The sequence below is a fragment of the Bacillus sp. K2I17 genome (genome assembly GCF_002209985.1).
Taxonomy (GTDB): Bacteria; Bacillota; Bacilli; order Bacillales; family Bacillaceae_G; genus Bacillus_A; species Bacillus_A wiedmannii.
Genome location: NZ_NJGF01000014.1, coordinates 113,797 through 122,856 on the forward strand (window position 1 = coordinate 113,797; position 9,060 = coordinate 122,856).

General features: G+C 38.0%; 9 protein-coding genes and 1 riboswitch. Of the genes, 1 reads left to right on the forward strand and 8 read right to left on the reverse strand.

Annotation, left to right across the window (positions count from 1 at the left end):
* Window positions 1-19 precede the first annotated feature (19 nt).
* The 8 genes from purF to purE form a co-directional block, all read right to left on the reverse strand.
* A complete protein-coding gene (purF, locus tag CER22_RS17530; RefSeq protein WP_000879030.1) occupies window positions 20-1,435 on the reverse strand; it encodes an amidophosphoribosyltransferase in 1,416 nt (471 codons plus the stop codon).
* Window positions 1,420-3,639 carry a phosphoribosylformylglycinamidine synthase II gene (gene purL / locus CER22_RS17535; RefSeq protein ID WP_046958904.1) on the reverse strand — a complete coding sequence of 740 codons (2,220 nt, stop codon included), beginning with the start codon at window positions 3,637-3,639 and terminating at the stop codon, window positions 1,420-1,422. The genes purF and purL overlap by 16 nt, the downstream gene beginning before the upstream one ends.
* Window positions 3,623-4,306 carry a phosphoribosylformylglycinamidine synthase subunit PurQ gene (purQ, locus tag CER22_RS17540; protein WP_000666772.1) on the reverse strand — a complete coding sequence of 228 codons (684 nt, stop codon included), beginning with the start codon at window positions 4,304-4,306 and terminating at the stop codon, window positions 3,623-3,625. Before purQ ends, purL begins: the two co-directional genes overlap by 17 nt.
* Window positions 4,303-4,557, reverse strand: a complete 255-nt coding sequence (purS, locus tag CER22_RS17545) for a phosphoribosylformylglycinamidine synthase subunit PurS (RefSeq protein WP_000278821.1) — start codon at window positions 4,555-4,557, stop codon at window positions 4,303-4,305. Before purS ends, purQ begins: the two co-directional genes overlap by 4 nt.
* Window positions 4,550-5,269 (reverse strand): phosphoribosylaminoimidazolesuccinocarboxamide synthase, encoded by a 720-nt coding sequence (gene purC, locus CER22_RS17550; RefSeq protein ID WP_087982204.1) that lies wholly within the window; start codon window positions 5,267-5,269, stop codon window positions 4,550-4,552. Before purC ends, purS begins: the two co-directional genes overlap by 8 nt.
* Window positions 5,270-5,357: 88 nt before the next feature.
* A complete protein-coding gene (purB, locus tag CER22_RS17555; protein WP_000625686.1) occupies window positions 5,358-6,665 on the reverse strand; it encodes an adenylosuccinate lyase in 1,308 nt (435 codons plus the stop codon).
* Window positions 6,662-7,813: a 5-(carboxyamino)imidazole ribonucleotide synthase gene (gene purK, locus CER22_RS17560; RefSeq protein WP_088609272.1), complete on the reverse strand. Its 1,152-nt coding sequence runs from the start codon at window positions 7,811-7,813 to the stop codon at window positions 6,662-6,664. Before purK ends, purB begins: the two co-directional genes overlap by 4 nt.
* Window positions 7,810-8,295 carry a 5-(carboxyamino)imidazole ribonucleotide mutase gene (purE, locus tag CER22_RS17565; protein WP_000839367.1) on the reverse strand — a complete coding sequence of 162 codons (486 nt, stop codon included), beginning with the start codon at window positions 8,293-8,295 and terminating at the stop codon, window positions 7,810-7,812. The genes purK and purE overlap by 4 nt, the downstream gene beginning before the upstream one ends.
* A gap of 110 nt (window positions 8,296-8,405) precedes the next feature.
* Window positions 8,406-8,507: riboswitch (purine riboswitch) on the reverse strand.
* Between the two features lie 250 nt (window positions 8,508-8,757).
* On the opposite strand from purE, the gene CER22_RS33675 reads away from it, so the two are divergent.
* Window positions 8,758-9,024: a hypothetical protein gene (locus tag CER22_RS33675; protein ID WP_087982199.1), complete on the forward strand. Its 267-nt coding sequence runs from the start codon at window positions 8,758-8,760 to the stop codon at window positions 9,022-9,024.
* Window positions 9,025-9,060 lie beyond the last annotated feature (36 nt).

The following is a 9,060-nucleotide window of genomic DNA, read 5'->3' on the forward strand; positions in this document are numbered from 1 at the left end:
AGTAGAAGCTTTTTTCTTCTTATTTCATACTTTCTAAAAGCTCTTGCTCATAATCATAAAGAGCTGTTGGATAATCTCCATTGAAGTACGCCATACATAGACCGCCGTATTTCCCTTCATATGGACGTCCAATTGCATCTACTAATCCATCTTCACTTAAAAACGTTAAAGAATCTGCTCCGATGATTTGACGGATTTCTTCTATTGAATTATTTGCTGCGATTAATTCTTTTCTTGTTTGAATATCAATGCCATAGAAACATGGATACTTAAGAGGTGGTGAAGCAATTCTTACATGGACTTCTGTCGCTCCAGCCTCGCGAAGCATACGAACAATTCGTTTACTCGTCGTTCCTCTTACGATAGAATCGTCAATCATCACAACTCGTTTTCCTTCAACTACGCCTCTTACTGCTGAAAGCTTCATCTTAACCCCTTGCTCACGCAGTTCTTGAGAAGGTTGAATAAACGTACGTCCAACGTAACGATTTTTAATTAATCCTAACTCATATGGAATTCCTGTCGCCTCCGCATAACCAATTGCCGCTGAAATACTAGAGTCTGGTACACCAGTAACAACATCAGCTTCAATAGGAGCTTCTGCCGCCAAACGTTTTCCCATGTTTTTACGTGCTGCATGGACATTAATACCTGCAATATTAGAATCCGGACGTGCAAAGTAAATGTACTCCATACTACAAATTGCATGATCTACTTCATTTGTAAAACGATCTACATGAATTCCTTCATCATTGATGATAAGTAATTCACCTGGTTCTACATCACGAATGTATGTTGCACCTACTACATCGAAAGCACATGTTTCTGATGCTACAACGTAAGCATCTCCCATCTTTCCAATTGAAAGAGGACGGAATCCATTCGGGTCTAGCGCAACGATCATTTCATTTCCAGTTAGTAAAAGATATGCAAATGCACCTTTCACTTTATTTAGAGCCTCTTTTACACTTTCAATTAAAGAATCTTTCGTACTACGTTTAATGAGATGTAAAAGTACCTCTGTATCTGAACTTGTTTGGAAAATACTTCCCTCTGCCTCTAATTCACGACGAAGCATCTTTGCGTTAATTAAATTTCCGTTATGAGCTAATGCCATACTATGATCAGAAAAACGGAATAATAATGGTTGAACGTTAGCAACTTCACTTCCGCCAGCTGTCGCATATCGTACGTGTCCAATTGCTGATTTTCCGTTTAAGCCTTCTAGCTCACCTCTTGAAAATACTTCCGATATTAAACCTAACCCCTTGTGACCGACGATTTTCTCACCATTATTTACGACGATGCCTGCGCCTTCTTGTCCACGGTGCTGTAAACTATGCAATCCGTAGTACGAAACTTGTGCTGCATTTTCATGCCCCCAAATTCCGAAAACGCCACATTCTTCATTTAACCCCTTTATTTCAGCAAGCATGGGATTGCCCCTTTCCAAGCCTTTCTCATTTCATCTACATTTGCTGTAAGTAATACTTCATTTTCTTCATTATGAATTGTTACTTCATTTGTATTTGTCACTTCTCCAACTTGAATTGCTTCTACCGCCGTCTCAAACGCTTCTTTATTTTCACGTTTTACAGTTATAACGAAGCGAGATTGTGATTCAGCAAATAATGCCGCTGTTGCTTCTCCGTCTAATTTCACAGTAGCACCTAAACCATTTGCACCAATTGCACTCTCAGTAATTGCAACTGCTAAACCACCTTCTGCAACATCATGAGCAGATTGAACAAGGCCAGCTTGAATTGCTGCTAATACTTGTTTTTGACGTTTTAATTCTACGTCTAGATCGATGCTTGGTGATTGACCGAAAATTTTGCCGTGAATCATTTTCTGTAATTCACTTCCACCAAACTCAGCTTTCGTCTCTCCGATGATATAAACTAAATCGCCAGCTTGCTTAAACTCTTGTGTTGTTACATGTTTTAAATCGTGTACAAGTCCAACCATCCCAACTGTCGGTGTTGGGTATACAGCTTCACCACTACGTTCGTTATACATTGATACGTTTCCGCCGATAACTGGCGTTTGTAATGTGCGACAAGCTTCACTCATACCATCTACTGATTTCTCAATTTGCCAGAAGATTTCTGGTTTTTCTGGATTACCGAAGTTTAAGCAATCTGTAATTGCAAGTGGCTCTCCCCCAGAACATACGATATTACGTGCTGCCTCTGCTACTGCAATTTTACCGCCCACTTCTGGATCTAAATAAATGTAGCGAGAGTTACAATCTGTCGTCATTGCTAATCCTTTTTCTGTACCGCGTACACGTACAACTGCTGCATCTGAACCTGGTGTAACAACTGTGCTTGTGCGAACTTGATAATCATATTGATCATAAACCCACTCTTTACTTGCAATCGTCGGTTGTTGTAATAGAGCGAATAACGTTTCTTTATAATTTTCTACTTTTGGTGTTTCCATTTTCATTGCCTGGAATTCAGCAAAGTATGCTGCTTCTTTTGATGGCTTATGATAAATTGGTGCTTCTTCTGCAAGAGCATCTGCTGGTACTTCAGCTACCTTTTCACCTTTATGGAATAAGCGAAGCATTTTGTCTTCCGTTACTTTCCCCATCGTAACGGCTGCAAGACCATACTTCTCAAATAAATCTACTATTTCTTGCTCTCTACCCTTTTTCACAACGATTAGCATACGTTCTTGTGATTCAGATAGCATCATTTCATATGGTGTCATTCCTGTTTCACGTTGTGGTACATCATCTAAGTACATTTCAATACCCATACCTGCTTTACTTGCCATTTCTGCAGAAGATGATGTTAAACCAGCTGCACCCATATCTTGAATTCCAACAAGTGCATCCGACTGAATAAGTTCTAAGCAAGCTTCAATAAGAAGTTTTTCCATAAATGGATCTCCTACTTGAACTGCTGGACGCTTCGCTTCTGAGCTTTCAGATAACTCTTCAGATGCGAATGTTGCACCGTGAATACCGTCACGACCAGTTGATGCTCCTACGTACATTACTGTGTTTCCAGCACCGTGCGCTTGCCCCTTTTTAATATCTTCATGATTAATTAAGCCTACGCACATTGCATTTACAAGTGGATTTCCTTCATAACATGGATCAAATTGTACTTCGCCGCCAACAGTCGGAATGCCGATACAGTTACCGTATCCTGCAATCCCTGCTACTACTTCTTCGAATAAATATTTCACACGTGGTGACTGTAATTCACCGAAGCGAAGTGAGTTTAATAGAGCTACCGGGCGTGCTCCCATAGAGAATACGTCACGGATAATACCACCAACGCCTGTTGCTGCTCCTTGATATGGTTCAATAGCAGAAGGATGGTTATGACTTTCCATTTTAAATACAACCGCTTGATTATCACCGATATCTACAATTCCAGCACCTTCCCCAGGTCCTTGCAGAACGCGCTCACCTGTTGTTGGGAATTTTCGAAGTACTGGTTTTGAATTTTTATAACTGCAATGTTCAGACCACATAACAGAGAATAATCCTGTTTCTGTATAATTTGGCAGACGGCCTAAAATCTTTTCAACCATGGCAAACTCTTCGTCTGTTAGCCCCATTTCCGCATATATGCGCTCTTCTTTAATTTGTGTTGGATTTGGTTCAAGCATTAACGACATATGTTTCCCTCCACTGTTTTAAGATAGATTGAAAGACTTTTAACCCTTCAGCACCGCCAAGTAATTCATCTACAGCACGCTCTGGGTGTGGCATCATACCAAGTACATTTCCTTTTTCATTTACAATACCAGCAATATCTGAAACGCTTCCATTCGGATTTTCTACGTAACGGAATGCGATTTGATTATTCTCTTCTAATTGTTTAAGAGTCTCTTCATCACAATAGTAATTCCCCTCACCATGCGCGATTGGAATATTGATTACTTCATCTTTTTCATATTGTGATGTAAACATCGTTTCATTATTTTCAACACGCAGCTGAACTGTTCGGCACATAAATTTTAAGTTTTCGTTTCTCATTAACGCTCCTGGTAGTAATCCTGATTCAACAAGAATCTGGAATCCATTACATACACCTAAAATCGGCTTTCCTTGCTCAGCAGCTTTTTGCACTGCTTTCATTGCATTCGCGAAGCGAGAAATAGCACCACAACGTAAATAGTCACCGTAAGAGAATCCACCAGGTAGTAAAATTGCATCATATTCATCTAAATTCTCTCTATCGTGCCAAACGTAATCTACTTCTTCACCAAGCTCATCTTTAATTGCATGGAACATATCGACATCACAGTTCGAACCTGGGAATACTATGACTGCAAATTTCACTGTGCGACAACCTCCTCAACTTCATAACGGAAGTCTTCCATTACAACGTTTGTTAATAGTTTTTCACACATTTCTTTTACCTTTGCGTCAAGGTCAGATACTGATTTATCAATTGTTAATTCCATATATTTTCCGATTCGAACGTCTTGTACTTCTGTGAACGAAAGACTATGAAGTGCCCCTTTTACTGCTGTTCCTTGTGGATCTAATACGCTTTCTCTTAACGTTACATATACCTTAACTTTATACATGTGAAATTCCCCCTAAACGTTTTAAAATCTCTTCATAAGCTTCTGTTAAATTTCCAAGGTCACGACGGAATACGTCTTTATCAAATTTTTCATTGCTCGTTTCATCCCATAAACGGCAAGTATCTGGTGAAATTTCATCTGCTAAAATGATTTTTCCTTCATCTGTTACACCAAACTCTAATTTGAAATCTACTAGTCTTACACGACAGCTTGCGAAATGATCAATCAACACTTGATTGATTTGTAGAGCCATATCTCGTAATACGCTTACTTGCTCTGGTGATGCAACGTTTAATACACGAATATGATCTTCCGTTACAAGCGGATCTCCTAAATCATCATCTTTGAAGTAAAATTCTACGATTGGTTCTGCAAGTACAGTTCCCTCTTCCATTCCTAATCGTTTTGAAAGACTTCCTGCAATTACATTTCTTGTGACAACTTCTAGAGGAATAATACTCACTTTTTTAACAAGTTGCTCTGTTTCAGATAACTTCTCTACAAAATGTGTTTTTATTCCTACTTCTTGTAACTTTCTGAACAATAAAGTTGTAATCTCATTGTTCAAACGACCTTTTCCTGTAATCGTCTCTTTTTTCTCCCCATTGAAAGCAGTCGCACTATCTTTGTACTCTACCCAAACCATATCTGCTGATTCTGTACGATAAATTCTTTTTGCCTTACCTTCATACAGCAATTCTAGCTTTTGCATTTCGCAAGCCCCCTGTAGTTTGAAAAATGTGAATAATGTTTTTATAAAGAATGGCACAGAATGACTCTATTCTGTGCCATATGAAATTTTACGCTTCGTTTAACCCAAGGCGTTCAAAGATTGTATCAACGTGTTGCATATGATGCTCATAGTTGAAGCATTCATTAATTTCTTCTTGTGATAACTTGCTCGTAATACGCTCATCAGCTTCTACAAGCTCTTTAAATTGTACTTGTGTTTCCCAAGCTTCCATCGCTTTAGGCTGTACGATATCATAAGCTTCTTCACGTACCATACCCTTGTCGATTAATGTAAGCATTACACGCTGAGAATAAATTAAGCCATATGTTCTTGTCATATTGCGTTTCATATTCTCTGGGTATACAGTTAAGTTTTTAACGATATTACCAAAGCGATTTAGCATGTAATTTAATGCGATTGTAGCATCTGGTAAAATTACGCGTTCTGCCGAAGAGTGAGAAATATCACGCTCATGCCATAATGGAACATTCTCATACGCTGTCATCATATAACCGCGGATAACACGAGCTAAACCAGTCATATTTTCTGATCCGATTGGATTACGTTTATGTGGCATTGCAGAAGAACCTTTTTGGCCTTTTGCAAAAGCCTCTTCAACTTCACGTGTTTCACTCTTTTGTAAACCACGAATCTCAACTGCCATCTTTTCAATAGATGTTGCGATTAGTGCAAGTGTTGACATGTAATGAGCATGGCGATCACGTTGCAATGTTTGTGTTGAAATTGGTGCTGCTTCTAATCCTAAGTTTTCACAAACATACTTTTCTACGAATGGATCGATATTTGCGTATGTACCAACCGCACCAGATAATTTACCAACGCGAACTGTATCAGCAGCTTGTTTGAAACGCTCTACGTTACGTTTCATTTCTTCATACCAAAGACCAAGTTTTAAACCAAATGTTGTTGGTTCTGCATGAACACCGTGTGTTCTTCCCATCATGATCGTGTATTTATGCTCTTTCGCTTTGTTAGCTAAAATGCTTACAAAGTTTTCTAAGTCTTTTAATATGATTTCATTCGCTTGTTTTAAGATGTAAGATAACGCTGTATCTACTACGTCTGTAGATGTTAAACCGTAATGAACCCATTTACGTTCCTCACCTAATGTTGGTGTTTCGGATACAGCACGAGTGAATGCAACTACATCATGACGTGTCTCTTTTTCAATTTCATAAATACGATCAATATCAAATGATGCATGCTCACGAATTTTTTTAACATCTTCTTTTGGAATATCGCCAAGCTCAGCCCATGCTTCACAAGCTAAAATCTCAACTTCTAACCACGCTTTAAATTTGTTCTCTTCCGTCCAAATTGCACCCATTTCTGGGCGTGTATAACGACTAATCATCTTTTTCCCTCCAACAGTTGTTCTTGATGGTCCCAAATATGCAAACTCTTCGCTTTTTCTAGAGCGACTTCAATATTATCATTTAAAATATTAACATGCCCCATTTTTCGCTGCGCTTTTGCTTCTTCTTTTCCATACAAGTGTAAATAGCACCCGGTTAATCTATTCACTTGTCTTAGGACCCCTTCTATATGTTCGCCTAAAATGTTTACCATGACAACTGGTTTTAACAAATTTGTTTCTCCAAGAGGTAAATTACAGATTGCTCGAATATGTTGACCGAATTGACTCGTTTCACATGCATCCTGTGTATAGTGTCCTGAATTGTGAGGTCTTGGTGCTAATTCATTAATATAAATCTCACCATCAGCTGTAGCAAACATCTCTACCGCTAGTGTTCCCACAAGTTCTAGTTCATCCGCGAGCACTTTTGCATAAGCAATTGCTTTTTGAGAAAGTTTTTCTGTAATGCGAGCTGGAACGATAGATTCATGCAAAATGTTATTTACATGAATATTTTCCGCTACCGGAAATACTTTCGTTTCACCACTTACACTACGAATCACAATAACTGATACTTCTTTTTCAAAAGGCACCCATTTCTCTAAAATACACTCTGCTGCATTCGCAAGCTCTCGCGCTTTATCAACGTCAGCCTCACTTCTTAAAACAACTTGACCTTTCCCATCATATCCGCCTGTCGTCGTTTTCAAGACGGAAGGATATGATAACTCAGTAATTGCTTCAGTAAGCTGATCTTGATTTTGAACTAATCTATACGTTGCTACTGGTAGCTCAGCTTTCTCAATCGCATTCTTTTCTGTAAAACGATTTTGTGTTTTACTTAACAACTGACTGCCTTGCGGTAAGTAAGCATGTTTTTCAAGCCATTGTAAACATCTATAATCAATATTCTCAAATTCATATGTGACAACATCACTAATCTCCGCTAAATGCTGAATTGCTTTTAAATCGTCATATGGTGCAACAATTTCAATATCAGCAACTTGTGCACATGGTGAATTTTTTGTAGGATCTAAAACAGCAATTTTATATCCCATCTCCTTAGCTGCCAATGCCATCATTCTTCCTAGCTGGCCGCCTCCAATAATGCCGATTGTTTTTCCAGGTAAAATGATTCTCGTCATACTAGCTCACTACCTTCGCGCACATCTTTTTCAATCGCTTCTCTTCTCAATTCTAATGCATCATGTATATCATCATGGAATGATCCAAGTATTTGTGCAGCAAGTAAACCAGCATTTGTTGAACCAGCCTTACCAATTGCAACAGTTGCAACTGGAACCCCTCCTGGCATTTGGACGATGGATAATAATGAATCTAAGCCGTTTAACGCTTTTGATTGAACTGGAACTCCAATTACAGGAAGATTCGTTTTCGCTGCAACCATTCCTGGTAAATGCGCTGCGCCACCAGCTCCAGCAATAATAACTTTCAACCCACGTTCACGAGCCGTCTCTGCATATTCAAACATATAATCCGGAGTCCGATGAGCAGATACAACTTTTTTCTCATACGGTATATTTAATTCATCTAAAATGTCACAAGCATATTTCATTGTTTCCCAGTCTGACGTGCTTCCCATTATGACTCCAACTAGTGATTTCATATTAGAATCCCCCCGATTCAAATAAAAAAAGCCTGAAATAGAACAGTTTCTCTTTTACTATGAGAGAAAGCGCTCTACTCAGGCATACGTATCCCTTGTGAATAGAAAAATACCGAGTGACTTTCCCTCATAGTCTAACGAATAACGGTCGTTAGGTAGAGACTTGCAGGCCATATCCCCGCGATTATATGAGGTCTTATATATTATTCTTTCTATGGCTATATTAACAATATTTCATAAACAATGTCAACAAATAATCGAATGTTTTTTTATTACTCACCAATAACGTTCGTGTTTTAGTTATATTCAAAAGAATAATTGTAACTATATGCAAGAAGGATAAGAAATTAGAATTTATATTTCTAGAGATCTATTGTACACATAACGGTTTGTATACTTATTCCGTATGCTTTAATATAAAGCATATCATTTATATTCATTTTATTTATAAGGAAGACAATAATGAAAAAACGAACTACACTTTTTTCGTATTTATTCCTTTTTATCGCAGTCTTTGCTGTAATGATTGAATACTTATTTATATCATCCCACATTTTTAAATATATACTTGTGGTAGAAATAACGTTTCCTATCATAAAGATTATTTTAGGAACACTCGGAAAACCTAGAGAACAAAAAATCATTGCTAGTACTTTAAACAGCCTCTATTCCATTCTTTTCTCTTCTTTAAGATTATTTAATTTATGGATTATGACATTTGGTAAATAAAAATAAACACAAAAAAACCTAAGTCGAATCGACTTA

What these genes read in the sequence shown, in the direction of transcription:
- purF (WP_000879030.1), bottom strand. Translation starts at nt 1,435, where the DNA reads ATGCTTGCTGAAATAAAGGGGTTAAATGAAGAATGTGGCGTTTTCGGA.
- purL (WP_046958904.1), bottom strand. Translation starts at nt 3,639, where the DNA reads ATGTCGTTAATGCTTGAACCAAATCCAACACAAATTAAAGAAGAGCGC.
- purS (WP_000278821.1), bottom strand. Translation starts at nt 4,557, where the DNA reads ATGTATAAAGTTAAGGTATATGTAACGTTAAGAGAAAGCGTATTAGAT.
- purC (WP_087982204.1), bottom strand. Translation starts at nt 5,269, where the DNA reads ATGCAAAAGCTAGAATTGCTGTATGAAGGTAAGGCAAAAAGAATTTAT.
- purB (WP_000625686.1), bottom strand. Translation starts at nt 6,665, where the DNA reads ATGATTAGTCGTTATACACGCCCAGAAATGGGTGCAATTTGGACGGAA.
- purK (WP_088609272.1), bottom strand. Translation starts at nt 7,813, where the DNA reads ATGACGAGAATCATTTTACCTGGAAAAACAATCGGCATTATTGGAGGC.
- purE (WP_000839367.1), bottom strand. Translation starts at nt 8,295, where the DNA reads ATGAAATCACTAGTTGGAGTCATAATGGGAAGCACGTCAGACTGGGAA.
- CER22_RS33675 (WP_087982199.1), top strand. Translation starts at nt 8,758, where the DNA reads ATGAAAAAACGAACTACACTTTTTTCGTATTTATTCCTTTTTATCGCA.